Annotated in this window: 26 protein-coding genes; 11 read left to right on the top strand and 15 right to left on the bottom strand. The window is 61.1% G+C overall.

Annotated elements, in window-relative coordinates:
- Window positions 1-34: 34 nt before the first annotated feature.
- Together ACKAMS_RS07840 and ACKAMS_RS07845 are read left to right on the top strand one after the other, a co-directional pair.
- On the top strand, window positions 35-1,006 hold the full coding sequence (locus ACKAMS_RS07840; protein WP_092765217.1) for a GlxA family transcriptional regulator: 972 nt from the start codon (window positions 35-37) through the stop codon (window positions 1,004-1,006).
- Between the two features lie 30 nt (window positions 1,007-1,036).
- Window positions 1,037-1,414 carry a DUF5313 family protein gene (locus tag ACKAMS_RS07845; protein WP_003943558.1) on the top strand — a complete coding sequence of 126 codons (378 nt, stop codon included), beginning with the start codon at window positions 1,037-1,039 and terminating at the stop codon, window positions 1,412-1,414.
- 7 nt (window positions 1,415-1,421) lie between these two features.
- On the opposite strand, the gene ACKAMS_RS07850 is transcribed toward ACKAMS_RS07845, so the two are convergent.
- Both ACKAMS_RS07850 and ACKAMS_RS07855 read right to left on the bottom strand, forming a co-directional pair.
- A complete protein-coding gene (locus ACKAMS_RS07850; RefSeq protein WP_306294060.1) occupies window positions 1,422-3,173 on the bottom strand; it encodes an oleate hydratase in 1,752 nt (583 codons plus the stop codon).
- A gap of 22 nt (window positions 3,174-3,195) precedes the next feature.
- Complete coding sequence (locus tag ACKAMS_RS07855; RefSeq protein WP_029254130.1) at window positions 3,196-4,122, bottom strand: TetR family transcriptional regulator; 927 nt, start codon at window positions 4,120-4,122, stop codon at window positions 3,196-3,198.
- A 115-nt stretch (window positions 4,123-4,237) separates the two neighbouring features.
- Between ACKAMS_RS07855 and ACKAMS_RS07860 the strand changes: the two genes are divergently transcribed.
- Both ACKAMS_RS07860 and ACKAMS_RS07865 read left to right on the top strand, forming a co-directional pair.
- Window positions 4,238-5,191, top strand: coding sequence for a cyclase family protein (locus tag ACKAMS_RS07860; protein ID WP_003943547.1), 954 nt, complete (start codon window positions 4,238-4,240; stop codon window positions 5,189-5,191).
- On the top strand, window positions 5,188-6,837 hold the full coding sequence (locus tag ACKAMS_RS07865) for a class I adenylate-forming enzyme family protein (protein WP_029254129.1): 1,650 nt from the start codon (window positions 5,188-5,190) through the stop codon (window positions 6,835-6,837). The genes ACKAMS_RS07860 and ACKAMS_RS07865 overlap by 4 nt, the downstream gene beginning before the upstream one ends.
- A 49-nt stretch (window positions 6,838-6,886) precedes the next feature.
- Here ACKAMS_RS07865 and ACKAMS_RS07870 read toward each other — a convergent pair whose 3' ends face one another.
- Genes ACKAMS_RS07870 through ACKAMS_RS07890 form a run of 5 tightly spaced genes read right to left on the bottom strand, consistent with a single transcriptional unit; the run spans window position 6,887 to window position 11,640 of the window.
- Complete coding sequence (locus ACKAMS_RS07870; protein ID WP_080909334.1) at window positions 6,887-8,098, bottom strand: lipase family protein; 1,212 nt, start codon at window positions 8,096-8,098, stop codon at window positions 6,887-6,889.
- A 17-nt stretch (window positions 8,099-8,115) separates the two neighbouring features.
- Window positions 8,116-8,940: an ABC transporter ATP-binding protein gene (locus ACKAMS_RS07875; RefSeq protein WP_047889337.1), complete on the bottom strand. Its 825-nt coding sequence runs from the start codon at window positions 8,938-8,940 to the stop codon at window positions 8,116-8,118.
- Window positions 8,937-10,007, bottom strand: coding sequence for a glycine betaine ABC transporter substrate-binding protein (locus ACKAMS_RS07880; RefSeq protein WP_047889336.1), 1,071 nt, complete (start codon window positions 10,005-10,007; stop codon window positions 8,937-8,939). Before ACKAMS_RS07880 ends, ACKAMS_RS07875 begins: the two co-directional genes overlap by 4 nt.
- Window positions 10,004-10,906, bottom strand: coding sequence for an ABC transporter permease (locus tag ACKAMS_RS07885; RefSeq protein ID WP_080909336.1), 903 nt, complete (start codon window positions 10,904-10,906; stop codon window positions 10,004-10,006). The genes ACKAMS_RS07880 and ACKAMS_RS07885 overlap by 4 nt, the downstream gene beginning before the upstream one ends.
- Window positions 10,903-11,640: an SDR family NAD(P)-dependent oxidoreductase gene (locus ACKAMS_RS07890; protein ID WP_080909426.1), complete on the bottom strand. Its 738-nt coding sequence runs from the start codon at window positions 11,638-11,640 to the stop codon at window positions 10,903-10,905. Before ACKAMS_RS07890 ends, ACKAMS_RS07885 begins: the two co-directional genes overlap by 4 nt.
- 321 nt (window positions 11,641-11,961) lie before the next feature.
- On the opposite strand from ACKAMS_RS07890, the gene ACKAMS_RS07895 reads away from it, so the two are divergent.
- On the top strand, window positions 11,962-13,314 hold the full coding sequence (locus tag ACKAMS_RS07895; protein WP_047889335.1) for an aspartate aminotransferase family protein: 1,353 nt from the start codon (window positions 11,962-11,964) through the stop codon (window positions 13,312-13,314).
- Window positions 13,311-14,570, top strand: coding sequence for a Glu/Leu/Phe/Val dehydrogenase (locus ACKAMS_RS07900; RefSeq protein WP_047889334.1), 1,260 nt, complete (start codon window positions 13,311-13,313; stop codon window positions 14,568-14,570). The genes ACKAMS_RS07895 and ACKAMS_RS07900 overlap by 4 nt, the downstream gene beginning before the upstream one ends.
- Here ACKAMS_RS07900 and ACKAMS_RS07905 read toward each other — a convergent pair.
- Window positions 14,560-16,068 carry a PLP-dependent aminotransferase family protein gene (locus ACKAMS_RS07905; RefSeq protein ID WP_185564482.1) on the bottom strand — a complete coding sequence of 503 codons (1,509 nt, stop codon included), beginning with the start codon at window positions 16,066-16,068 and terminating at the stop codon, window positions 14,560-14,562. The two genes, ACKAMS_RS07900 and ACKAMS_RS07905, sit on opposite strands and share 11 nt — an antisense overlap.
- 85 nt (window positions 16,069-16,153) lie before the next feature.
- On the opposite strand from ACKAMS_RS07905, the gene ACKAMS_RS07910 reads away from it, so the two are divergent.
- Together ACKAMS_RS07910 and ACKAMS_RS07915 are read left to right on the top strand one after the other, a co-directional pair.
- Window positions 16,154-16,870 (top strand): TSUP family transporter, encoded by a 717-nt coding sequence (locus ACKAMS_RS07910; RefSeq protein ID WP_047889332.1) that lies wholly within the window; start codon window positions 16,154-16,156, stop codon window positions 16,868-16,870.
- A 349-nt stretch (window positions 16,871-17,219) separates the two neighbouring features.
- A complete protein-coding gene (locus ACKAMS_RS07915; protein ID WP_047889331.1) occupies window positions 17,220-18,668 on the top strand; it encodes a histidine-type phosphatase in 1,449 nt (482 codons plus the stop codon).
- On the opposite strand, the gene ACKAMS_RS07920 is transcribed toward ACKAMS_RS07915, so the two are convergent.
- Together ACKAMS_RS07920 and ACKAMS_RS07925 are read right to left on the bottom strand one after the other, a co-directional pair.
- Window positions 18,614-18,997: a helix-turn-helix domain-containing protein gene (locus tag ACKAMS_RS07920; protein WP_029254127.1), complete on the bottom strand. Its 384-nt coding sequence runs from the start codon at window positions 18,995-18,997 to the stop codon at window positions 18,614-18,616. The genes ACKAMS_RS07915 and ACKAMS_RS07920 overlap by 55 nt on opposite strands.
- Before the next feature lie 154 nt (window positions 18,998-19,151).
- A complete protein-coding gene (locus ACKAMS_RS07925; RefSeq protein ID WP_019746277.1) occupies window positions 19,152-19,610 on the bottom strand; it encodes a hypothetical protein in 459 nt (152 codons plus the stop codon).
- Between the two features lie 170 nt (window positions 19,611-19,780).
- Here ACKAMS_RS07925 and ACKAMS_RS07930 point away from each other — a divergent pair, with 170 nt between their 5' ends.
- Entirely contained in the window at window positions 19,781-20,677 is an 897-nt protein-coding gene (locus ACKAMS_RS07930) for an oxygenase MpaB family protein (RefSeq protein WP_047889330.1), read from the top strand.
- 21 nt (window positions 20,678-20,698) lie between these two features.
- A complete protein-coding gene (locus tag ACKAMS_RS07935) occupies window positions 20,699-21,196 on the top strand; it encodes a hypothetical protein (RefSeq protein WP_047889329.1) in 498 nt (165 codons plus the stop codon).
- A 7-nt stretch (window positions 21,197-21,203) separates the two neighbouring features.
- Here the strand turns inward: ACKAMS_RS07935 and ACKAMS_RS07940 are convergent, their stop codons facing one another.
- Together ACKAMS_RS07940 and ACKAMS_RS07945 are read right to left on the bottom strand one after the other, a co-directional pair.
- Entirely contained in the window at window positions 21,204-21,812 is a 609-nt protein-coding gene (locus tag ACKAMS_RS07940) for a hypothetical protein (RefSeq protein ID WP_047889328.1), read from the bottom strand.
- The gene (locus ACKAMS_RS07945) at window positions 21,809-22,273 is read right to left on the bottom strand and encodes a GNAT family N-acetyltransferase (RefSeq protein ID WP_047889327.1); all 465 of its coding nucleotides are present in this window, start codon (window positions 22,271-22,273) and stop codon (window positions 21,809-21,811) included. Before ACKAMS_RS07945 ends, ACKAMS_RS07940 begins: the two co-directional genes overlap by 4 nt.
- Before the next feature lie 204 nt (window positions 22,274-22,477).
- On the opposite strand from ACKAMS_RS07945, the gene ACKAMS_RS07950 reads away from it, so the two are divergent.
- Window positions 22,478-22,999: a hypothetical protein gene (locus ACKAMS_RS07950; protein WP_408988840.1), complete on the top strand. Its 522-nt coding sequence runs from the start codon at window positions 22,478-22,480 to the stop codon at window positions 22,997-22,999.
- A gap of 10 nt (window positions 23,000-23,009) precedes the next feature.
- On the opposite strand, the gene ACKAMS_RS07955 is transcribed toward ACKAMS_RS07950, so the two are convergent.
- Genes ACKAMS_RS07955 through ACKAMS_RS07965 form a run of 3 tightly spaced genes read right to left on the bottom strand, consistent with a single transcriptional unit; the run spans window position 23,010 to window position 26,380 of the window.
- Window positions 23,010-23,945, bottom strand: a complete 936-nt coding sequence (locus ACKAMS_RS07955) for a tyrosine-protein phosphatase (protein WP_408988841.1) — start codon at window positions 23,943-23,945, stop codon at window positions 23,010-23,012.
- 51 nt (window positions 23,946-23,996) lie between these two features.
- A complete protein-coding gene (locus tag ACKAMS_RS07960; RefSeq protein ID WP_408988842.1) occupies window positions 23,997-25,160 on the bottom strand; it encodes a hypothetical protein in 1,164 nt (387 codons plus the stop codon).
- Window positions 25,157-26,380 (bottom strand): phosphotransferase family protein, encoded by a 1,224-nt coding sequence (locus ACKAMS_RS07965; RefSeq protein ID WP_408988843.1) that lies wholly within the window; start codon window positions 26,378-26,380, stop codon window positions 25,157-25,159. Before ACKAMS_RS07965 ends, ACKAMS_RS07960 begins: the two co-directional genes overlap by 4 nt.
- Between the last annotated feature and the right edge of the window lie 30 nt (window positions 26,381-26,410).

Consider the following 26,410-nt stretch of genomic DNA (forward strand, 5'->3'; position numbering starts at 1 on the left):
TGGCCAGATTGCCAATATATGAAAGAATCAAGCCATGTCTGGTCCGCATCGCGTCGTCGTACTGGCTCTGAATGGAGTCATCCCCTTCGAACTCGGCATCCCGGCGCGCATCTTCGGACGTGCCCTCGACGTCGAGGATCGGCCGCTGTACGAGATCCTGACGTGCACCGTCGACGGCAATCCCGTGCAGACCGACGCTGACTTCAGCATTTCGGTCGACCATGGGAGCGAGTTGCTCGCCACCGCCGACACCGTCGTCATCCCGGCGTCGTACGAATTGGGCCCGGCCTTCGACGAGGGTTATCTCTCCCCCGAATTGGCCGCAGCATTCGAACACATCCGCCCGGGGACCCGGCTGGTCTCGATCTGCACCGGTTCGTACATCCTCGCCGCGGCCGGTTTGCTCGACGGACTCCGCGCCACGACACATTGGCGCAACACCGACCATTTCCAGCGTGTCTATCCCAAGGTGAACGTGGATCCCGACGTGCTGTTCGTCGACGAAGGCCACATCCTGACCTCGGCCGGCGTGGCGTCAGGCGTCGATCTCTGTCTGCACATCGTCAGGCGCGACCACGGCATGGAAGTGGCGAACACCGTCGCGAGGCGTTGCGTCGTACCGCCGTGGCGCGACGGTGGCCAAGCGCAGTACATCCGCCGCCCACTGGCCGACAAGCCTTCGGAATCGACTGCCGACGCTCGGCACTGGGCCCTCGAACATCTCGGCGATCCGATCACGCTGGCAGACCTGGCGACGCGTGCCAACATGAGCGTCCGCACCTTCAGTCGTCGATTCCGCGACGAAGTCGGAACCACACCGAACCGCTGGTTGACCAGCAGACGTGTCGATCGGGCACGTGAATTGCTGGAGGAATCCGATCTGTCGATCGATGCAATTGCAGCTCGAACCGGCTTCGGGACCGCGACATCGATGCGTCAACACATGAACGAGGCGCTCGGCGTTTCACCGAGCGCCTACCGACGCACGTTCAAGGCACCGGCGTAAGCGGCAGTACCAGGCACTATCCTGGAGACCATGGCCGAACAGACTCGCCCGAACTTTCCCCAGTACTGCGGATACCTCCTGGGGAAGACGCTCCCCGACCGGTACCAGGACTGGGTGCGGAACGATCTGGTCGGACCGGGTGCGCAGGCTCGCTACATCATTCGTTTCACCGTGCCGGCGACGCTGATTCTTCTGCTGTTCCTGTTGATTCCGGGACCGATCTGGATTCCCTTGGCCATGATGGCTTTGCTGCTCATCCCGCTCGCGTACTTCGTCGTGGCGCTCGGGACCATCTACCGCCGTCACCGACTGCTGAGTCACGGACTCGATCCCGAATTGCTCGACGAGAAGGCCCAGCGCCGTGCCGATCGCACTCGCGAGGACTACGAGAAGCGGCACGGTCGCTGAGCACCCCTCAGCGGAACATCGTCACTGCGGCCTTGGCGAGGACCTTCGGATCCTTCTCGTAGTGATGCATCTTGGTGAGCTTGTCTTCCGGAATCCCCAGGAACTTGTAGACGGCCACCTGAGCGCAGCGCACCGAGTACTGCTCGGTGAACACCATGTCGAACGGCAACTCCGCGAACTGACTGATGAAGGCCAGATTCTTGGAGTGCTTCGGCACCACCAGCGGCCGGTCGCCGACGGCTCGCCGATTGAACAGCGCACTGGCGTAAGGCATGTGGCTGGGAATCGAATTCACGACGCTGTCCATAATCTCTTGTCGGCGCGCGGCGAGCGCACCGCTCTCGTCGAGTGCCTCGAGATGCCCGAGAGTCTCTTCCAGCATTTCCCGGCCGGTCATCTCGATGAACGGCTTCTTCACGTAGTCGCCGTCCTTGCGCGGGAACAAACAGTAACCCCAGAAGACTCCTTCGTTCTCCTTCTGCGCGTGGTAGTGCGGCTGATGGTGAACCACGATCGACAGAAGCACGTTCGAGTCCACGAACGTGTTGAGTGCATTTCCGGGGAGCTGCTTGGTGATTCGGGAAATCTCGTTGATGAGCTCATGTGACGAAGTGGTGACGGTGAAGCTGGTCCACTCACTCTGCGCCCGGTCCCCGAAGAACTTGTCGGGATTCCCGAGATCGTAGAAATGCTCGGTGGCCTGCTTCCACAGCAGCGCACTCGGTGCGTATCTCATGTCTTCGACGATCGGGGTGTCGAGATCGCCGATCGACGAACTGTCGGTGATGCTGCCGTTGGTGTCGAAGACGAAATCGCCTTCCGCCACGTCGATTCGGCCCTTCTCGCCGGTGCGGACGTTCTCGTAATCGAGTCCCGTCACGATGATCTCGTCTCGAAGCGGGGTGTCCTTGAACACGAACTCCGTGATCTTCAGTTCGTTGACGAACTTCACGCCCTTACCTTCGAGGAAGGTCCGCATCGGCAAGATGATGCTCTCGTACTGGTTGTACGGGGACCTGGTGACACCCGCAAGCGTCTGAATGCGGCTGAACTCGAGAATCATTCGGTTCATGTACCGGCGAAGCTCCATCGCCGAACTCACCCGCTTGAAAGCGAAAGTGGTCTCCCACATGTACCAGAAGTTGGTGGTGAAGAAGTGCGGAGTGTCCTCGAACCACTGCTCGATGCTGATGTCGTCGAGTTTTGCCTCGTCCGACTCCGGCATCGTCATCAGCTTCGTCAACAAGTACCGGTCCTTGTTGTCGAATTGCATGTGCTTGTAATCGTTCTCGCCCTTGTTGCGAATACCGTCTCGGTCGATCAACCGTGCGACGTCATGCGTGGGGTGCGCGTGGTCGAAGTCGAGAATGTCATCCGTCACCGACTTTCCCGGGTTGTCCAGCGACGGAACCGCACTCAATATGTCCCAGAGGTTCTCGTAGGTTTCCTCGTTGAGCATGCGGCCGCCGCGGTTGATGAAACCCGCGTCGTTACCGAGTTCGCGATGGCCGTACTGGTGCTGAAACGTAGCGGCGGATTCGCCGTCGTTCGCTCCGTGCATGTCCAGGCCCATGATGGTGATGTCCTCACCGTTCCACTCACCGTCTCGAATCAGATAGACGGCAGCCGAGAGGTTTCCGATGCCGGCACCGATCATGTAGGCCTTGTGAGACAGATTGGAAGACATTGGGTTTCGTTCCTTACTCGAGTCGCGGTACGGATACCTTCCAAGCATGGACCCGTTTGCCCGCAGGCGCATCACCCGAACCGGATGACGTCCGTCACGGTCGCTGAAGGCGCACCAGATCGAGCGCAAAACGCACGTAGTCACGTGCAATTTCCTCGGGCGTTTGCGGCCCACTCGGCCGATACCATTGCGCGACAGAGACACACATCACGACAATCGCACGCGCGGCCTGTCGCGGCCGATCCGTCTCGAACACACCGGCGGCGATTCCGTCGTCCACTTGCTTCGTCATCAACCATTGCTGGTAGTTGCGTGATTCCGTGATGCGCAACCTGTTCTCGGCTGTGAGACTGCGCATTTCACTGGCGCCGAGAAATCCTTGATCACGCCGATAGATATGGAACAAGGTCACACATTCGACAAGGAAAGCCAATCTTTCGTCGGGACTTTCGCCCTCTTCGATAGCCGCCAACGATCTCGTGTTGAGTTCAGCCATGGTGAGGTCGAGAATTTCGGCCAACATCTGTTGCTTACTGGAATAGTGGTGATACAGACCCGGAACACTCATCTGCGCACGTTTGGCGATCTCACGCATCGCAGCGCCGTGATATCCGGTCTTCACCATCTCCGCGAGCGCGGCAGCCAACACCGGATCGAACGAACTCGGACCGAACCTTCGCCACTCGTTCGGGCGAAAATGTGCGTCCGGGTCGGCGTCGTCGCCTCCCCATCGCGGCTGTTCCGGCGGACGCACTATCGCAGCCGGGAGCAGAGCGTCGAAACGCACTCCGAGAATCCCGCCGATTGCCGCCAACCGGTCGACGCTGACTCTGGTCTTTCCGGTCTCGACAGCGCTGAGGGTGGCCGGGCTGACATCGAGACGCCTGGCCAATTCACGCAGCGAGAGCCCGCTGTGACGCCGCGCTTGCCGGATCGACGCCCCGATCAGGACAGCATTCTCAAATTCGGTCACAGTGTTCAGTATTGCCGAACATAGGATTTCCAACAATGCGATGACCACGGAAATCTATGAACGTGTTGACTACTAGTTATCGGCCTGAACATGATGTGGATCACAAAGACCCAGGTCCGCCCGAGCGATCGTTCGGTGTCGGTAGCGAGAGGATCGAATCACCATGACCGAGGCGCCATATCTTGGAGAACTCCTGCGCGACGCACCCAGTAACTGGGGCAAGTGGGGAGAGTCCGACGAGGTCGGTTCACTGAACTACCTCGACGCCGGACAGGTGCTTCGCGGCGTCGGAACCATCAAGCAGGGTTCCGTGTTCACACTCCAACGTCTTATCGGCGATCCCAAGGGTGATCCGGTCTGGCCGGGACGGAGCCCCGCCGAGCGCACACAGATCTTCGACGAGAGCAGCTGGGACGGCGACGACGCCCCCAACTTCCCCGGCGGCCTGCATTACGCGGACGACAAGATCGACGCGTTCCTGCAGGGCTCGACGCAGTACGACGCACTCGGCCACGTCTGGTACGACGGCGCCCTGTGGAACGGATACTCGGCTGATACCACTGTCGGCGGCCTGGAGAAGGCCAGCGTCGAACCGATTGCCGACCGCGGCGTCGTCGGACGCGCAGTACTTCTCGACATGGCGAAGTTCCGCGGCAAGGAAAACCTCGACAAGGCCGAAACCTTCACGCACCATGATCTTTTGGCCTGTGCCGAAGCGCAGGGCGTCACCATCGAGAAGCGTGACATTCTCGTCATCCGCACCAACTTCCTCAAGCTGTTCTTCGACCAGGGCGAAGCCTTCTACGAGGGCTTCTGCGAGCCCGGCTTGATCTACAGCCCCGAACTCGTCCAGTGGTTCCAGGACATGGAGATTCCGAACCTCGTCACCGACACCATTGCCAACGAGGTCACCACCGACCCCGAAAACGGTGTGGCACTGGTTCTCCACAACGCATTGATGCGCAACCTCGGTGTGGTGTTCACCGAGATCTGCGATCTGGAGAAGCTGGCCGCGGACTGCGCGTCCGACGGCCAGTACACGTTCTTGTACGTCGCCGCACCGCTCAAGGTTGCCAAGGCCAGCGGCTCTCCCGTGAATCCGGTTGCCATCAAATGACATACGAAGATCGCCCTTGGTTGGCGTTGTACCGCAACGACGTTCCCCCCGACATCGACGTCGAACAGCCCACAATGCTCGAATTGTTGGCAGCGGCGGTCCGCTCTGATCCGGACGCCACGGCCGTGAAGTACTTCGACGGTCAACTCAGTTTCGCCGAACTGGATCAGCAGAGTGACGCCCTGGCCCGCGCACTACGAGCAGGTGGTCTGACGAAGGGAGACCGTGTCGCACTCTTCCTGCAGAACGTTCCGCAATTCGTGCTCGCCCTCGCCGGAATCTGGAAAGCCGGCGGCGTCGCAGTCTCGATCAATCCCATGAGCCGTGAACGAGAACTGGGATACCAACTCGAAGATTCCGGAGCAGCGGTTCTGATCGCTCTCGAGGGGCTCTACGAGTCCGTCGGCCGCAACGTCGTCTCCGACTCGCCGGTCAGGCGAGTCATCACCACCTCGGAACTCGAGTACCAAAGCCGCAACGATCCACGGGTTTTCGACGGAATCGTGAAGAAGGATCTCGGTACCGACGATCTCGCGACGCTGATCGACCAGCATCGTCTCGGCGATCCGATCACTACCGACGCTGCACCGGAAGACATTGCGGTACTGACCTATACGTCGGGGACCACAGGTCCGCCCAAGGGAGCGATGACCTCTCACGCGAACATGACCTTCAACGCCCAGGTCTACCGTGACTGGCTGGGGCTCACCCCGAAAGACACGGTTCTCGGCGTCGCACCGCTCTTCCACATCACGGGGTTGATCGGTCACATCGCGGTGTCCGTCTTGGCGAGAATGCCGCTGGTGCTTGCCTACCGCTTCCAGCCCGAGGTGATGCTCGACGCGATTCGTGAGCACCGCCCGACATTCACAGTCGGCGCCATCACTGCGTTCACCGCACTGCTCAACACTCCGGGTTGCGCGCCCGAAGACTTCACCTCCATGCGGTTGCTGTATTCCGGCGGCGCACCCATCTCGCCGACAGCCGCCGAGGCAGTCCGCGCCATGACCGGTGCTGCGCTGCACAACATCTACGGGCTGACCGAGACCACGTCGCCCACTCACGCCGTTCCCGTCGGGGCGGACACGCCCGTCGACCCCACGTCCGGGGCACTGTCCGTTGGCGTTCCAGTACCCAACACCGTGGTCCGCATCGAAGACGAGGGCGGTGCGGTCCTGCCGATCGGAGAGATCGGCGAATTGGTCGTCCGTGGTCCACAGGTGGTGCGCGGTTACTGGAACAAGCCGGAGGAGAGTGCGTCGGCCATTCGCGACGGGTGGTTCCACACCGGCGACGTCGGTTTCATGGACGAAGCCGGCTGGTTCTACGTCGTCGACCGTAAGAAGGACATGATCATTGCGTCCGGCTACAAGGTGTGGCCACGCGAGGTCGAGGACGTTCTTGCCGAGCACCCCGCAGTCCGTGAGGCGGCAGTCGTCGGGATCGCCGACGAATACCGCGGTGAGACGGTGAAGGCGTTTGTCAGCCTCGTCGCGGGGGCCTCGGTGACGCCGGAAGACTTGATCGATCACTGCAAGCAGCGGATGGCGGCGTACAAGTACCCACGCTCCGTGGTGCTGGTGGAGGAACTGCCCAAGACCGTCACGGGCAAGATCTTGCGACGGGAGCTGCGCACGACCTCTTGACGACGAAGGCGGGCGGGCCTCCAGGCTCGCCCGCCCTCCGACATGTCGTTCAGCAAGTACCTGGCGTCACGCGACCACCCGCGAGGATCCTGCTCGTGAAGTCCTTCGCGTCTTCGTAGGAAGCCGCGATTGCGCCACGGTGGTCGGCGCCCTCATAGGTCTTGAATTCGACAGCCGACCCTTTGGCGCAGAAATCCTCTACCGCGCCGGTGGTACTGGCCACCGACACCAGAACGTCAGCCGTCCCCTGCGCGAACAGCGTCGGCACCTTTGGCGCAACAGTCGTCAGTTCCTGTTCGTTCAAGTTCGCCGTTAGAGCTGTCAGGTCTGCGCCCTCACGAAAGATCTGGTCGACGGGAACCGGCGGCACTGCTCTCACCGCCGCCAGGCAACCAGTCCGCGCTGCCTCGAGCAGCGGTTGCGCTTGATCCGAGAGAAGTTGCTCGGGGACGACCGACGGATCGACTGCCTGGACTCCGAGAAGAATGATCGGAACGAATGGCACTCCACCTGCCATAGATTGATTACCGGACGCGACCAGTTCCGGAATCTGCGCGGTTCCGTTCCCTGGAGCGATCGACACCGCACCCTTCAAGTTCAGCTCAGGTGCTCGGTCCTTGCCGATAGCCGAGGTGAAGACCACAGCTTGCCCGCCTTGGCTGTGGCCCATGGCAAACCAGTCCTTGCCGACGTGCTCGTCGATCTGACGCGCAGCGCGAACGATGTCGGTTACGGCATTGGCTTCACTGGTTCCGTTCATGTACGGATGACCGCCGGGTGTGCCCAGGCCCTCGTAGTCCGTCTGCACCACGACGTAACCGTTTTCGACCCACCGGTCAAGGGTCTGATCGACCACCGAGAGGTAGTCGTGGACCGGTCCGTTCGGCGTATCAGCGGAAGGTGCGCACGCATCGGCTACGCCGGTGGTTCCATGCGCCCAACTGACGACCGGCCAGCCTCCAACCGGAGCCGGCGTCTTGGGGATGGCGACCACTCCCGATACCAGAATGGCTTCGCCGGAGGCACTTTGGGATATATAAGTGACGCGCTGGTTCTTTGCTGCGCTTGGCAATGCGGCCGATTCCGTCAAGTCGTGCGACGTGACCAATGTTCCCGGCGACAGCGGTGCAGGCGGCTCTTCTCCGAACGAGAGAGACCCCTCGGCGTTCGCGTTGGAGCACGCCACCATGGAGACCATCGCACCCAAGGCGACGATGCAGCCGGCGGTACGGGTAAATCGTTTCTTCCGAACATCTTTCATTTACAAAATCCTCACGTTCAGTGGAGCGCAACCGTGGCGCCGATCAATCCCTGTGCTTCGTAGATCTTGGCCGCTACTTCGTCTCGCATGGCGACGAATTCCGGCGTCGAGCGGATTTCGGTGTCGGTCGACCGAGGGCTGCCTTTCTTGAACCACACCTTGCGGTCGTAGATCACCCGTCCAGGGCGCGCTCCCATCACGATGACCCGCGTGCCGAGGAAAATCGCCTCCTCGACACTGTGCGTGACAAAGAAAACCGTCTTGCGACGCTCACGCCACAACTCGAGCAGTTCCAGTTGCAGCCTCTCGCGTGTCATAGCGTCGAGAGCGCCGAAAGGCTCGTCCATCAGAATGATTCGTGGGTCGGTGATCAGGACGCGCGCAATCTGGCATCGCTGCTGCTGACCACCCGACAGCTGGTACGGCTTTCGGTTTCCGTACTGCTCCAGGCCGACGAGCTCCAACATACGTTCGGCTTCGTCAGCGCGTTCGCGGCGCGGAACACCCCTCATCTTGAGCCCGAACTCGACGTTTCCCCGCACCGACAACCATGGATACAGATTCGAATGCTGAAACACCACACCACGGTCCGGGTCCGGGCCTTTGATGTGGGTGTTTCCCACCATGATGGTTCCCTCGGTGGGCGTCTGGAACCCAGCCAGCATCTGGAGCAGCGTAGTCTTACCGCAACCGGAAGGACCTACGACACATACGAATTCCTCGGGCTCGAAGGTCAAACTCGTCGACGAGAGGGCGACGACCGTTTCGTCGGAGGTGACGTATTCCTTGCGCACCTCTGTGAGAACTACTCGAGTACTGAGGTCCGTACCTTCCGTTGTCATGACTGTCCCACCTTCGCGACCGCATCGTTGAAGATTCCGTCTGCATACTTGCCGGGCGTGCTGACCGCATCGATATTGCCCTGCTGTAGAAGGAACTCCGCTGTTCCTGCCAAACTCTGCGCAAAAGCCCCACCGAGATAGTCCGGGCCGGCCTGCTCTGCAGCCGAAAGATATGTGTACCCCACGAGCTGAGGAATGATCACGTCCGGTGCGATGCCGAGCTGTGCAGACATCGAGACGGCTGCTGCGGTGGGATCGGCGTTGATCCGTCCGACCGCAAAGTCCTGCAACTTCGTCCACATCTCCATGAACTCGGGGTTCGATGTAGTGAAAGCCGTTGTGGCTCCCGAAAGATCGAAGGTGGGTGCGCCCTGTTTCGCCACATCCCCACTACTCAGGATGACGCGACCGTCTATTGTCAACTTCGACAATGTCGGGTCCCAGACCCACGCCGCATCGATCTGGCCGCCCTGCCAGGCGCCGAGCATCGCATCCGGCTTCAGGCTCATCAAAGTGACGTCAGCCGACATGTTCGCGGCGCCGAGCGCGGCCAGCAGACTGTAATGAGAGGTGCTGCCGAAAGGTGTTGCGATCTTTTTGCCGCGCAACCCTTCCAGCGTGGTGATCGACGGATCCCTGACCACCAGAGACTCCGCTTTCCCGATCACATCCTGAATCCATATCACTTGCATCGGAATGTTCAGCGGCGACGACAAGGCCATGGTAGCGGGACTCGAACCGAGTGTTCCGAGATCGAGGCTGCCAGAACCGAAGGCTTGGACGACGTCTTGCCCCGAACTGAACTTGCTCCAAGTGATATCGGCATTGGGCATGCAGGCTTCCAGCAAACCTTGATCCTTGACGATCAGATCGCCGTTCGGGATGTCCTGGTAGCCGATCCGCGCGGTAGTCGTGATCGACTCGTTCACTGTCACGGGGCAACTGGTCGTGGCACCCGTCGATCGACTCATCTCACCGCGCCCCGTCTCCACGCACGCAGTCAGGCTCATGCCCAGAGTTCCGGACGCGATGACGGCGATGACAAGCTTTCTCGAATTGATTTTCATGCCTTACCTTTCCATGGCGCCACGACTGTTCCGATCGCTTTGATCACAGAGTCGAGAACGAGCGCAGCACAACCGATGACGATGATGCAGGCGATGGTCAACGGCGTATCGAGCTGAGTTCCGGCCAGATAGGCCAGTCCGCCGATGCCCGGAATACCGTTGTTGAGTTCGGCTGCCACCACAGTGGTCCACGCGAATCCGACTGCAATACGGATGCCGTTGATCACTTCCGGCAGCGTCGATGGAAAGACCACGTTGGTCAGAACCTGGGTTCGGCTTGCACCCAATGCTTTTGCCGCATTGATCTGGTCGACCTTGACCGAGGTGACTCCGTTCAACGTGGCGATGGCTATCGGAGGGAATGCAGCCAGGAACAGGAGCCAGATCTTCGAAGTGTCACCGATACCGAACCAAACGATGAGCAATCCGATGTAGCCGAGTGGGGGCAATGCACGAAGAAAGTTCAAGTACGGCTCGACGAAGGTGCGTATCGGCGCAGACATCCCCATGGCGAAACCGATGAGGGGGCCGACAATCACGGCCGCACCGACTCCGGCAGCGATCCGTTGGCCGCTCGCGATCAGATGCTCCCACAGGAAGTAGTTCTGCTCACCGAGGACTTCACGATCCACACCGGGCGCAATCTGGTGCCACGTGTTGGCTCTGACGAACGCGTCCCATACCGACTTCGGTGACGGGAGGAACAATTCGTCGATCACACCGGCAGCAGTGATTCCCCACCACAGAACCAGAAAGACGAGCAACGCAACTACACGAACACCGATGGACCGCAATCGCTTCGACGACAGGTGTCTTTTTCTGCGCAGGGGTGTTCGATCAGGCCTCCCGGTCTCCAACGACGGCGCCACCGCGGTCGGCGGGGAACTGGTGGTGGTCATGCGGTCCTCCTGTGTACTCGCTGAGCCGAGGTCTGATCGCGGGCCAGTACAAGCATCGAGTCGACGTTGACCCGACTCGGGCGAGTGACGACCCAAGCAACGCAATCCGCGATATCGTCGGCGGTCAGTGGATCGGCGCCGGCGTACACGGCGGCGGCACGCTCCTTGTCACCGCCGAAGCGCACCATGCTGAACTCCGTCTCCACCATGCCCGGATCGATCTGACAGACACGGATCGGCTCTCCGAGAAGTTCGAGTCGCAACACCCGAGTGAGTGCTGTCACAGCATGTTTCGCAGCGTTGTACCCTCCCCCTCCCAGATACGGCTCGCGGCCGGCGATCGATCCGATACTCACGACGGTGGCGTTCCCGCTCTCACGTAACCGTGGCAGCAACCGTTGCGTGACGCGCAGGACACCCAGGACATTCACATCGAACATCGCGGTCCAGTCCGCCTCGTCGGTATCGGCGATACTGTCTGCGCCGAGCGCGCCACCGGCATTGTTGACCAACACGTCACAGCGCTCGATCAGGTTGCAGAAAGCATCAACCGAGGCGACGTCGGTCACGTCGAGAGGTAGAGCGCGAGCGCCCGTTTCGGCCGCCAACTCCTCTAGCCGATCCATCCTGCGCGCACCCATCACCACATCGAATCCCTCCTTGACGAGGTGCCGAACCGTCGCCGCGCCGATGCCACTGCTGGCCCCGGTGACCACAGCTACTGGAGTCTTCATGACGGACATAGTGGGGAACTCCTTCGAGAATGATGCTGCAGAATCCTGCTGGTGAATGTTGTTCATGCCCTGGGAGATTCCCATCGGCATCGAATGAACTGCTCACCAGTCTGCTCATAATCTGGCACCTGCTCCAGTGCCACCTGCAGGGTCATTTTCTCGGGCCAGTCGTAACGTACTCGACTCGTGTTAACGCGATGGTTCCTCTGTGTAACTGGCCCCTCCAGATCGCGTCCGATCTGGATCTGGCGACGGGCCACCACTGTTCTCCATCATTGAGTGGACTGAAGAAGTTCAACCCTCGATCAGGAGGTTTCTGCCATGGCAGCTCCCGCACTCAGCACGTCACAACGGACCTACGAACTGGATCGAGCGCATGTCTTCCACTCGTGGTCGGCTCAGAAGTCGTTGCAACCCATGGTTGTCGAACGTAGTGAAGGTTGCTACCTCTGGGATGGCGAAGGCAAGGAATATCTCGACTTCTCCTCGCAACTCGTCTACACCAACGTAGGACATCAGCACCCGAAGGTTGTCGCCGCCGTCCAGGAACAGGCAGCGAAATTGTGCACCATCGCACCTGCTCACGCGAACGAGGCTCGGTCCGAAGCGGCGCGACTGATCGCCGAGATCTCCCCCGAGGGGATGGATCGAGTCTTCTTCACCAGTGGCGGTGCGGATTCCAACGAGCACGCAATCCGCATGGCGCGCCTCCACACCGGTCGATACAAGATTCTCTCGGCGTACCGCTCCTACCACGGTGCGACGGCGGAGACTATCAATCTCTCCGGCGATCACCGTCGCTGGCCGAACGACTACGGCAACTCAGGAGCTGTCCACTTTCACGGACCGTTTCTCTATCGGTCCGAGTTTCGTTCCGAGACGGAGCAACAGGAGTCCGAGCGCGCACTGGAGCACCTCGAAACTCTGATCCGATTCGAAGGTCCGTCAGCGTTTGCAGCAATCATCGTCGAATCGGTTCCCGGCACGTCCGGCATCATGCCGCCACCGCCCGGATACCTGAAGGGTGTCCGGGACATCTGCGACCGATACGGCATCGTCATGATTTGTGACGAAGTCATGTCCGGCTTCGGTCGCACGGGAGCCTGGCTGGCAATCGACCACTACGATGTCGTCCCCGATCTCATCACCTTCGCCAAGGGAGTGAACTCCGGCTACGTGCCCCTCGGTGGAGTCATCGTCGGTGAGAAGATCTACAACTCGTTTGCCGAGCGTCCGTACCCCGGCGGCATGACGTACTCCGGCCACCCGCTCGCCTGCGCCGCCGCCGTGGCCACCATCACGACGATGCACGAGGAACGCATAGTCGAGAATGCCGAGTTCATCGGCCGCACGTCACTCGGTCCGGGGCTCGCTGCTCTCACTGACAAACACCCGAGCGTCGGAGACGTCCGAGGTCTCGGAGTCTTCTGGGCACTCGATCTCGTCACGAACCGTGAGACACGCGAACCACTGTCCCCGTACGGCGGCACCAACGCTGCGATCGGTCGGACCATGACAGCGGCGCGGGAGGCGGGGCTGCTGGTCTTCAACAACTACCACCGCATCCACGTGGTCCCGCCGTGCACCGTGACCCCCGCACAAGTCGACGCTGCGCTTGCCATGCTCGACACTGCGCTGGACGTAGCCGATTCCTACTACGACGGCCCCCGGTGACAGTGCCGACAGTTCAGGCGAATGCGCTCGACGACGCGCGTGTTCAACTCGCGGAGGCAGTGGCAGTCCTGGGCTACCCCGAAGGTTTGCACCGCATCCTCGGCGCTGCCAGGCGTGAAACGACCGTCAGCGTTCCTCTTGTCCGCGACAACGGCGACGTGGAGGTCTTCACCGGATACCGGGTGCAGCACAGCATCGCCCGCGGGCCGGCCAAGGGTGGGATCCGATACAGCTCCGAGGTAAATCTGGACGAAGTCCGTGCTCTGGCGATGTGGATGACATGGAAGTGTGCGCTTCTCGACATCCCCTACGGCGGGGCGAAAGGCGGAGTCGACGTCGATCCCCGGACACTGTCCCCCGCCGAACTCGAACGTCTCACCCGGACGTACACCCAGGGAATCTCACCCGTCATAGGGCCGGACAACGATATTCCCGCTCCGGACGTCGGCACCGACGAGCAGACCATGGCCTGGATGATGGACGCATATTCCGCAACTCGGGGTCGTGGTGTCCCGGGCGTTGTGACAGGCAAGCCCCTTGATCTCGGCGGCTCGCTCGGCCGACGGACGTCCACTTCTCGCGGCGTCGCTCACATCTCGCTGTTGGCTTTGGCGAAAGAAGGCATTGCACCGTCCTCGGCGACGGCAGTCGTTCAGGGATACGGCAAAGTCGGCGCGGATGCCGCAGACTACCTTGCCGAGGCGGGGGTTCGAATCATCTCCGTCAGTGACAGATTCGGCGCAGTGCACAACGCCGACGGTCTCGACTTGTCGCGTCTGCGGGCACATTCCGAAGAACGTGGCACAGTTGCGGCGTTCGGTGGAGGACTCCCGATTGATCCGGCGGCGGTACTCGAACTGGATGTCGACCTGTTGGTGCCGGCGGCAGTCGAGGGCGTTGTCAATGCCGACAATGCATCTCGGGTGTGTGCTCGCATCATCGTGGAGGGCGCAAACGGACCGACCACGGCCGAGGCGGACAGGATCCTCGAACGATCCGGAGTGCTTGTGGTGCCGGATATCCTCGCAAATGCCGGAGGAGTTGTGGTCTCGTATTTCGAATGGGTTCAGGCACAACAAGGTTACTGGTGGACGCTCTCCGACGTCGAGCGTGGACTGGATGATCGAATGACCGCAGCGTGGTCGTCGGTACTCGATCAGGCTGCGACTACCGGATCCACACTCAGACGCGCCGCGATGGCTCTCGCGGTCGGCCGGGTTGCCAGAGCACACCGAGCCAGGGGCCTCACCCACTGATTCGGCGAGTCTCGTCGAGCATTCGATGAGCAATACCCCCGAGCAGGGCGATGCCGGGCTCGATCGACTGCTGGGCTATCGAACCGAAGCCCAGCCGCAAGCAATTGTGCGAGCCGGTGCCGGGAAAGAAGTATCGCGATCCGTCAGCAACAAGAATCCCCTGCTTCGCTGCCCTTTCGGTCAACTCTGCAGCGTCGAGATCCTCCGGGCCGGTGTACCAGACACTGACACCGCCCGGAGGAAACGATGATGCTTCCACACGTGGCATGTACGTGTTGATCGACTCGGTGATGATCTCCCAATTCTGCTTGAGTCGACGACGGTGCGAGCGCAGAACCTTGTGGTAGTCCCCCGAGGTGATGAAAAGCGCGAGCGAGCGCTGGATGTGACCGGGCAGGTGTTTGGTTCGATGATGACGCTCGGCCCGAAGTGCGGCAATGACTGGAGCATCGGCGACGATGTAACCGATCCGAAGACCCGCCGAGAGAAATTTCGAGAAGGATCCGAGGTAGATGACTCGACGGTTGTCTCCGATCGATTTCAGCGAGGGGGTCGGCCGACCGCGAAAGCGGAATTCACTGTCGTAGTCGTCCTCGATCACGAAACCGTTTCTCTCTTCGAGCAATTCGAGAAGTAGCTTCCGGCGCGGCAGACTCAGCGTGACGTTGGTGGGGTGGTGGTGGCTCGGTGTGAGGTACATGGCATCGAACACCGTCGATCGATCGAACACCGCCCCCCTACCGTCCACCGGGACCGGGGACAATTCCACACCGGAGCGCTTGAAGATGTGCATCGCATCGAGGTATCCGGGGTTCTCAAAACCCATTATCTTGCCCGACCCGAGCAGAACATCGGCGATCAGCGAAAGCCCTTGCTGGGTGCCGCTGGTCACCAAAATCTCGTCGGAACTCGCTTCGATTCCTCGCGACGGCAGGATCTCCTTGCGGAGCGCCTCGACGAGCAACGGATCATCTTGATCGACGGCGTCACGGACGCTGTATCGCAGATGCGGCCCGGTCATTGCCTCACTCGCGGCGCGCAACCAACCGCGCACGGGGAAGGAACGCAATTCGGGCTGGGAGCTGATGAACGGGTACGGGTAGTCGAAAGCGTCGGGATGCCCGAGAGTACGAGTGAATTCGACGCTCTCACGGGGTCGGAGCAACGTGGACCAATCGACGGGTTCGGCCGACGAGACGGACTCGGCCGCGGCGCGTGTCAGCGGCGTTGCCGCGTAAAGCCCACTGCGAGGCCTGCTCTCGATCACACCGAGCGCAATCAACTCGTCGTATGCGGCAGCAACGGTGTTACGTGAGACCCCGAGTTCCTGGGAGAGGTACCGCGTCGACGGCATAGGCCGTCCGCCGTCGAATACTCCTCGGGCAAGGAGATCTTCGATCATCGCGCGCACGCGGCGGTACATCGGCATCGTGGTGTCTGCATCGAGATACGCCGACCGGCCCGCTAGAAAATCATCCAAATTCTCGTGTGATCTCAACTGCGGTTCCTCCTGGTACTGGCCCCCTCAATGCTTGCACGATCTGGATCTTCCGGCAGTGCCAGACTGCCCAGAGAATGGGAATGTGATTCTTATCCTGGTCGCCTGCGTACTCGTCGGCTCGTCTGCAATTCAGTCGGCAACGGGATCGGGCTTCGGTCTGGTCGCCGGCCCTGCCCTGATTCTGATTGCGCCACAGCTGGTTCCGGCACCACTTCTACTTCTCACGCTACCCATCATGGGCTTGGTCGCAATCCGGGAACGCCGGCACTGCGACCTGAAAGCGGTACTGATCGCCAGTGCCACAATGATTCCCGGAATTGCTGCGGGTCTGTGGTTCCTCGGCCGCGTCGAGGTAACCGTCGTGCACGTGTTGGTTGCCGTCGTCGCATTGGCCGCGGGAGCAGCCCTCCTCACGGGCAAGTCCTTCGGCGGCACCAGCCATGCACTCGCCGGCGCCGGCATCGCGGCAGGCTTCATGGGCGCACTGGCTGCCATGCCCGGCCCGCCACTTTCACTGACATATCGGACGCCGAACGCTGCCGAACTACGGTCGACGCTCTCGACGATCTTTCTCCTCATGGCCGCGGCCACACTGGCTGCATTGCAGTTTCAGGTGGGCATCACTCGCGCCGAACTGCTGACAGCCCTCGCGCTGTCCCCACTGTTGCTGTGCGGTCACGCCCTCGGGACATTGGTCGCCCGCAGAATCTCTCTGCTCACCTCGAATCGGGTCACGACATACGTGATCATCGTTGCCGCAACCGCACTGCTCCTCCGTAGCGTCACTGTTGCAACTTGACCGATCCTGTCTGATCGCACACTTTTTCCCGTCGACCGCGCCATCGGGGTAATGGAACAGTAATATGTGCTGAGTACCCACGGACAAACGGGAGACATCAGTGAGCAAGTTCGGACGTAAGAAGCAGCCCACGCCCAAGAGCTACCAGTGGCTGGCCATGACCCTCATCGCGTTGTCGCTCTCCGTGTCGATCGGGATTGCCGCCAAACCCTCCTGAGCTCGGCGGATCCGAAACTTGTAACCCCGCGTCCATCTGCACATGGGCAAATAGGTGCAATTCGGACGCTTAGCTGTTCTAACTTTCCTTCCGTCGTGTCACCCCGGCACCGACGGAGAGGATCAACTCACCATGCGAAGCTCACGCTTCGGCGTGCTGGCCGCTGCCGGCGCTGTCGGACTCGTGCTTGTCACCAGCAGCGTCCAGTCCATCGCCACGGCGTCACCGTTCGGTTCGCTCGACGCCGGTTCGAGTTCCGGTTCGACAGAGACACCGACCGTCAGCAACGGCGGTTTCACCTCCAAGACGCCCTACACTCCCGGCCAGCGCATCGCCGACTATCAGGCGCCGCCGACCGGATACATCCCGGTGTACACGGAAAGTGTTGCGCGCCATGGTTCCAGAGCACTGTCGAGCCTGAAGTACGACGACCTGAGCCTGCAGCTGTGGGAAATCGCCGAAGCCGAGAACGCATTGACACCCGTCGGCAAGGAATTCGGCCCGGCGCTTCGTGATCTCATGGACGCCAACAAGAAGCTGGGGTACGGCAACCTCAGCGGACTCGGGGTCACCGAACATCGGCAGCTCGGAGCGCGCGTCACCGAGCGCCTCCCTCAATTGTTCGACGCCATCGCAGCGCAACAGGGCACCATCACTTTGACTTCGTCGGGCGTCGACCGTGCCGTGGACAGCGCCGAGAACTTCGCTCAGGGCCTGACCGGTGCGTTTCCGGCCGTCGCCGGTGACGTTGCGCCGGTGACCACGGATGCCGACCTTCTCTACTTCCACGACTCGGATGAAAACGCCGACTACAAGGACTACGAAGAGTCGGATCCTCGACTGAAAGCCGTCGACGACCAGATCGCCGATCTTCCCCGCACCCGCGAGGTCTCGCGGCACATGATGCTCAGGCTCTACTCGGAGGACTTCGTGAACCGGCTGAGTGCGGGCGAGTTCTCACTCGTCGACCGTGGCAAGGGTTCCAGCACGATCGACAACGAGGTCGACGCCGCGTACATGCTGTACAACACGTACATCATCACTCCGGGCATGGCCGAAGAAGGCAAGTGGAATTTCGAGCGGTTCATCGACTCCGACGACGCTCAGTGGCTCGCGTACACGAACGACGCCGAGGACTTCTACGCCAAGGGCCCTGGCTTCACCGGTGAAGACGTCACCTACCGGATGGCAACCGTCCTGCGCGACGAGTTCCTGCGCGGCTTGCAGGAACACACCGGCGACGCCGCCGTACCGGGAGCGGACTTCCGGTTTGCACACGCAGAAACGATCATCCCCTTCGCTGCGCTCCTGAAACTGCCGGGGAGCACCGTCTCGCAGGCCGAGGGTGATCTCTACACCTATGCGAACAACCCCTGGCGCGGAGCGAATGTCAGCCCGATGGCCGCCAACGTGCAGTGGGACGTCTACGCCGGACCGGACGGTGATCGGCTGGTCCGAATGCTCTACAACGAGCGCGAGACAGCATTTGCTGCCCCGTGCGCTCCGGTGAGCGCCGGGAGTTTCTTCTACACGCCGGCCGAACTGGCCCGCTGCCTACCGGAGATTTCACCGGCGGCCTGAGGTCCGGCAACTCGGGATCCAGCCAGCGGTCGACGAGGGCGCGCCCATGCCTGGTGCAACGCCAGCATGCGCGCCTTCTCGTCGTCTTCCATCAACAAGGCGTCGCAGATACGTACGATGACCGGAGCCGAAACACCAACGGACGTACCCTGTTCCAGCCGCTGATAGTGATTGAAACTGATGTCGGCTATCTGCGCGACATCACGCCGACTGAGGCCGTGCATGCGGCGAGCACCCTCGCAGCGCATGCCGACCATTTCGGGCGCAAGACTGTTTCGTTTCTCGACGAGCATCTGGCTCATCAACTGACGCGCGCTCGACCCGTTCACGTCGCCACCTTTTCCATCCCTGAAATATGCTTTCAACTAACACGTTTCAGAATATGGGATGGGACGGACACGGCGGTATCTCCGAGATGACAGATAATCACGCGATACCGCCAACCCTGTGCCCGTTCAGGCCGTGACGATCAGGGGCCGAAGATCAGGCTATGAACCTGCCGATCGTCGGATTCGACTGGCAGATGGGACTACTGCCCCAATTGATCGAACCGAACGCCGTCGCAACGACATTGCCGACGCCGGTATTCACCGTCGCAGAGAGATACGGGTACGCCCCTACCAGGTCGACGATTCCGGACTTACCCGTGTCGGTGTTGACCCACGCAACGGTCACCTGACCCGCCGCCGGAATGGGCGCGGCTGCCGGGAACGAATCGAAGCGAATATCACCCTTGGCGATGGGCGGATTGGACTCTGGTCCGGACTGGCCGGTGAGCCCGGTCAAGGAGGCCAGTGACCCCTGATTCGGGCACCCGATGGTGACGGCTGCGCCGCCGAAAGGGTGGGGCGGATCAGCCGAGGCGACTCCGGCGAACATGACGCTCGCGGCAATCGGTAATCCGATGGCCGCAAAAACCCCGGCCGTGCGTGTGACGCTCATAGCTGCTCCTCGGGTCGACAACACCCTCCGGATACCCCTGGTACAACGCCCGAAACGATGGAAAGTCGACTATTCACACCCCTAGACAACGCGTGTTGTCAGAACTACAGTCGGTGGTGCAGCTCACACCTACCTCTGCAGCGCGCAGACCAGTCCCAGGGAGTGTTCAGATGAAGCGCTACGACCTCCGCAGTCGCACGGATCGACTCGATCCCGAAACCGATTACGAAGAGATGTCGCGCATTCTCGCGGCGCAAGAGTTTCCCTGGGACATCAATCAGGCGCTCAGCTTCGCCCTCTTTCGCACGTACGCGGTTCCCTCGATCGGCAAGCTCCTCTTCTCGACGGGCGAGTTCACCGACAAGGTTCAAAAGCGCTACGACGACACCAGCCTGATCCTCGACGCCATCCTCGAGCACGGCCTCAGCAGCACCGAAGGCCGCAAGAGCGTCCGTCGAATGAATCAGATGCACGGTTCTTACGACATCTCCAACGACGACATGCTCTACGTTCTGGCCACCTTTGTCGTCACGCCGGTCAGATGGCTCGACGAGTACGGCTGGCGGAAGATGACCGACAACGAGATCGTCGGGTCGACGAATTATTACCGCCACCTGGGTCGGTACATGAACATCAAGGACACTCCTGACACCTACGAGGGGTTCGTCAGACTTCTCGACGACTATGAGCGCGAACACTTTTCATTCGACCCCGGCGCTCGGGCGGTCGCCGATTCCACCCTCGACCTGATGTGCACCTTCCCGCCCAACAACCTGGCGCCGAAGGCTCTGGTCAAGGGATTCGCCTTCGCCCTCATGGACGATCACCTACTCGACGCCTTCCACTACAAGCACCCGAGCACCGCGATGCGCGTCGTCTCGCGCGGTGCGCTGAAGGTCCGTGCGCGTCTGCTGCGCTTCTTCCCGGTGCGTACGAAGCGGAAATTCGCCCGCGAGCTACCCAACATCCGCAGCTACCCGAACGGTTACAAGGTCGAAGACCTCGGCACCTTCCCCACGGGATGCCCGGTCAAGCACCTGCAGGCAGACCAGCAAGCCCAAGCGTAGACGCGTTGGGATACTCGAACGGTGGCGCAACTCTGGATGCTCGAGGATCTCGAACCGTGGCGCGACACCCCCATGCCTGGCGATACTTGCGAACCGACGACCTACTGGGCCAGTCCCGAAATGTTGGACCTTCCTGCCGAGGTGTGCTGCGAAATCGATGCACGCATCGCGACCGTGACAATCGACGGCCGCACTGAGCACATAGCCCATCTCGGACACGGATTTACGACACTGATCGGCGACGATGTCGGAAGCGTCGGCGAGGTGCGGTTGAGAGGTTGCCTGGTGTGGGATCGCTACCTCTGGACGCAATACCGCACTCAGCCCACCGGGCGCGTACGGGTGAAAGCGCGGCCCGGCCACCTCGTGCGACACGAAACACTCTTGACGACAATTCATTCCGGTCTCTTCAACGTCGTCTTCGACGGGCCGACGGTGTACTGCGAGACGGGTCAGGTCCCCACAAATTTCGGCGTCCGCTGGAACACGCTGGTAGTCGAACTCGAGACTTGGCCGTGATCGGTCGTCAGTGCCAATACGGCGGAACGATATCCGGGTCGTCGAGGACGGCATCGATCCGCGAATCGGCCACAATTCGAATGATCGCTTCCTCAGGGGCGGCGATGATCGCGAAATGTGGGTCGACATCATTGGTTATGCACCATGCATGATCCGCCGGCCAGATGAAGGCCGGATCAGGGGAAGAACCCCACGGCCAACGAGCTGAGTTCTCCACGCTCCAATCGGCGTAGTCGGCAAGCGTTCCACGGAAGAGCCAGTAGTCACGATTGGGGATCTCGAACCGCGGAACGTCATCACCGACTGCCGACCCCCACCCGGTCCACATGCAGAAATAGCACTCGTCGGGTGTGGTTGTGTAAGTGGACAACACATCCAGGGCGAAGCCGATCAGCACTTTCTCTTCCGGCCCGGTTTGATCGAAATCGACATCATTGGATTTCTGACCGGGAAAGCTCGGATCTGGGATGAACCGCAGGCGCGCATACTTCGGAAATCCGATCGGGCCGCGCCCAGCCAACTGATACCAAGGCAAATCCTGATCGACCAGCCAATCGGTAGCCGTCAGATCTGTGCACAATGTCAGGCCCGTTCTGGGCTCATCCGTATCCCTCATGGCCGAGTGACGGAGGAGTCTCGCGCCGTACGACGCAGGGTGATCAATTCATGGTTTGTCTCGACGTCGAGTCGACGCCCCTCTTCTTCGAACTCCATCAGCGCATAGAACCTGCGTGCGCGATCGTTGAGTGTGTAAACCTCGAGTGTCACCTCGCCGTGCATGGTTGTGGCGTGTTCGACCAACGCCCGACCGACACCCAACCCTTGCGACGCCGGCGCGACGAATAGCCCCCCGATCTCGGAGCCGATCATTCCCAACAGGCCAACAACTTCGGAGTTATGCTCAGCCACCCAATTGTCGGCCTGAATCAGATAGACCTCTCGCATCTTCTGCTCCCGCTCACCGGTCCCCTCGCCTGCAAGGAATGGATGGGCTTCACGGGCAGCGCGCGACCACAGGTCGACGACCACATCCTCATCCGAGGGTAGGTAGCGGCGAATGATCAGATCCTGGTTCACAATCCGACCATACCCTCCGGCATCAGAGAGATAGCCGGCGCTGAAAGTGACCAATTCTCGGTTCAACGCACGACGGCCTCGACGTAAACCAGTGGCAACAATTCCATTCGTTGCCACCCCACAATTACTGCCTTGTGCAAGGGTTGTCCAATGACTGACGGTGATCCGACAACTGAGCGCGGAGGCCCGGCATCCTGGTGAAAGGTGACAGCGATTGTCGCCGCTGTGCTTGTCGCTCTCACATGCGGCGTCATCGTGTGGTCCTTCATGCCGCCGGTTGTGTACTTTCCGTTTTTCGCGCTCGCCGCCTCAGTGTTGCTGGGTTTGGGTGGAGTGTGGTTGATACTCAGCCTGATTGGTTGGATGAAGTACAAAACGCTCCGGTTGAGCACGATCGCGCCGGTGATAGTCCTCGTCACCGGCGCGATCGTGACCTTGTCCGTCCCTTCCCGTGTTGCGTTTGCATTGTCGAAAGATTCGCTCGAAGCAGTGGCGGCGGATTGCCAGAAGTCGTTGGACAACCAAACAATTGGCGTCTACCGGGTCCTGCAGGTCTGGCCCGTCGGCAACGGGTGCCGCTTCCACATCGAGGGCGGTCTGATCGATTCGATCGGATTGGCGTACTTACCCGACGGCGCACCATATCTCGGCAAGCCCCGCCGCGACGGCGAGATCGGATACCAGGAGTTCGACGGCGACTGGTACTCGTTCGTTCAAGCGTTTTAGCGGCGCGCAACTAGTCGACTAGCTTGGCCTTCAAAAGCGTGATCGTGTCCGCAGTGAGTCCGAGACCTTCGGTGAGATAACCGTCGACGGTTCCGTAATCGCTGGCTATCTGCGCGAGTCCAGCTTCCAGGTACGACGCATCGACACCGAGGGCCGGCTCGAGATTGGTCGCTACCTGCGGGCTCAGAGCCTGAGAGATCTGCGCAAGGATCTTCTCGTTGGTCGCCTGAAGGTAGGTGTTGCTCAACAGATAGTCGTCCATGATCGTCTGGGCGGGGACACCCGCGATGGTCTGCAGCAACATCGCGGTCCAACCCGTGCGGTCCTTGCCTGAAGTGCAATGGAACAACTGCACCCCGTCACCAGCAGCGATGTCCGAGAGCACCTGCTTGAAGCCGGCGCGGCGCACGGGATCGGTGACAAAACTGCGGTTGGTGTCGACCAAGAACTGCTTGGCCTCTTCCGGCGACTTGATCGTTGTGGCCAGCTGAGTGAGATCCTTGAACTCGATGGGGATGTTCGTGTACGTCACACCGTCCGGGAGCTTGTCCGCGCCACCGATGAACGGGTTGGAGATCTCGGTTGAACCGCGGAGGTCATAGGCGTCGGCAAGTCCGAGGCCGGTGAGCGTCGCCTTGTCTGCGTCGCTGGTCGCGGTCAGCGCATTGGACCGGTAGATGACGCCGCGCTTGAGGTGCGAGCCGTCGACGGTGGCGTATCCCCTACCGTCATTGCCGGCGACGTCGCGAAAGTTGGCCACGGAGGCCAAGTTCGGTGTCGGCGCGAGCACAGGATCGAGCGAGCCGAGATCGACCGATCCCGTGTTGAGAGAGCCCAAGTCGAGCGGGATGGCCGTGGCGGGAGCGGCAAACAACAGGCCTCCGGTGACAACAAGTGCGGCGGCCTTCGCAGTGCGAGCGAACAATATTCGTGAGCGTGTGGACATGTGGCAGTACCTCTCTCTGTAGTTTGGGATTTGTGGTTTGGTGAGCTGGAGTTACGGTGCGACATCACCGATTCCGGTGAACCCGTATCGCTGGTGGGGTCCAATGACTGCTACCTCGAACAGTCCTGTCCCGGTGCGAGTTACGCCGTCTCCTACAAGGGTGAACCGGGCCAAGTTGTCGACCGGGCACAGCATCTTCTTCCACGGTTCGATGTCCGAAACCTTCTCTCGCAGGCCCTGAACCACCAGTTCGCCCTGCCACATCCCGTGGCGCCAATCCTGCTCGAGTCCGTAGCCCGTACCGACACCGATGTAGTTGGGCAGAATCGGTTCGCAGGTTATCTCCAGGATGTGGTCGGATTCTCCTGGTGCACCGGGACGCCGGAAGTACAGAGTTCCGCTCTTCACCTCGCGGGTGCCGGAAATGAAGGTGAGCTGGTGGTCCGGTCGACCCAACCACTCCGGCTCGCGCGAACGATCCGCCCAGACGCGTGTCGCATCCTCCAGAATTCGGCGTCCCTGTTGATCCTCTTGAACGACCGTGACGACGGTGAAGTCCCCGAATTGCATGATCGAGTAGATCCAGAAGAAGTTCTGACTGCCGGCGATCGACGGATCCGCCTTGCGTCCAGGAGGTTCCGCCTCGCCGACCGGTCGAACACCCCAGGATCGATCGCGATTACCCCGCCACGTCGCCGGGGTGACCGGGATGACGTCGCCGTCGACGGTCAGGGATCCGGACCATGTTCCGGTCTGCACGAATCGTTGCGTGTCGAAGGTGACTCGTTCGAGCTGGCGATGGAAATGTCTGGCCTCGAGATTGGCGGGGCCGTCGGACTCGAAGGTGAGGTCGAAGCTCAGGTCCGGCGCTTCGGGACTCGGGTCCAACACCACCCGCAGACGGTGCAGACCCTCGATGATCTCGATCCTCAACGGGCCTACTGACAGGTCCATACGATCGTCACCCAAGGCGCGGGATGCCCGGAAGACGATATGGTCGTCGCCGCGCCGAAGAACCGCAAAGCCGTCGCACACACCAAGATTGGGGTACTGACCGAGACCGATGATGAGAAACAGCGGCTCGCTGTCGCCGTCGACGCCTGCATGGCAGTTGAAGTAGTAGCGGTCGTAGAAGTTTCGATCCGAGGTGCCCACGTGGCGGATAGTCTCGGCGATCTGATGTACCGGGTAGTCGTCGAGCGGGGACAGTGTCATCGTGCATCTCCTGTTGCGACCGACGCTGTTGTGAGCGTGGCTGTAGCGAGCGATTCCCAATAGGTGCCGTCGAGCATGGCTTCGAGTGTCTTGTGGTGCAGGATCATCTCGTCCGGATTGTCGGGGAATTCCGCCTGACCGAAAGCCACTGCGCGACTTTGGACTCGGAACATGATCACCGCATGTCGCAGCGCGGCGTACACGATGTAGAAATCTAGATCCGCAACCTGGTGGCCGGAAAGCGAGCCGTAGGCCTCTGCCACGGCCTCGCGACGAAGGAAGTCCGGCATTCCGGGGAGTCCGGCCATGGCAGCGAGATCCTCGAAGAACCTGTGCTGGAAGATCATCCAGCCGAGGTCCAGTTCACGCGGCCCCAGTGTGGCCATCTCCCAGTCGAGGACCGCCGCTGGTTCGAAGTCGCGGTAGATGACATTTCCGATCCGCGAGTCACCCCAGCAGAGCACTGCGGAACCGGCATCGGCGGGAAAGTTCGCTTCGATCCAGTCGAAGCCGCGCTCGATCAACGGAGATCCTGGTCCGTCGGCTGTTGCCCACTCGTAGTAGCGTCGCTGGTCCTCGAGGTGCGCGCGAAGTGCTTCTGCCCCAGTCGGTTCGGCACCGCCGCCGCACAACTCGGGGAGAGCGAGGTGCGGATCGGCCATAGCGTGCAACTCCGCCAGCACCTGGACCGATGACTGCTGGAGTCGAGAACAGTCGTCCGCCGAAGCCTCCGAGAGCCAGGATCCGAACGTGTACGGCATGACGTCTGGCGGGATTTCGCCCTCGCGCCGTTCCATCACGAAGAACTCGCCGCCGAGCGCGTCCGGGTTGCTCTCGGACCAGTACACGCGCGGGATCGGCACCGACGTGTGGGCTGCGACGGCGCTCATGACCCGAAACTGCTGGTCCAGGTTGTACGACGGGAAGATCGGCACCGCACTGTCTCGCGGAGCGATACGGGCGACCAGGCGATGCTCGGCTCGAATCCCGTCCTCGATCCACGTTGCATCGAACAGCACGGTCTCGTTGGACATCCCGTTCGCGGCGGGCACCTCGACCGAGGTCACGGAAGGTTTCGAGCCTCGCCACAGCACGGTCGTGAGCCAGCCTTCGAGGCTGCGCCGCATCTCGGCCGGGTCGTTGCGGGATTCGCCGGGCCTGGCGAATTCGGCGTAGTCGGGATCTTCGCCTGAGGTTTCTGTTTCGGTTCGAAGGTTCATCACCACTCCTCGTGGTTCGGTGGCGCCGAT

The organism is Rhodococcus sp. 5A-K4 (assembly GCF_046097995.1).
Taxonomy (GTDB): domain Bacteria; phylum Actinomycetota; class Actinomycetes; order Mycobacteriales; family Mycobacteriaceae; genus Rhodococcus_F; species Rhodococcus_F erythropolis.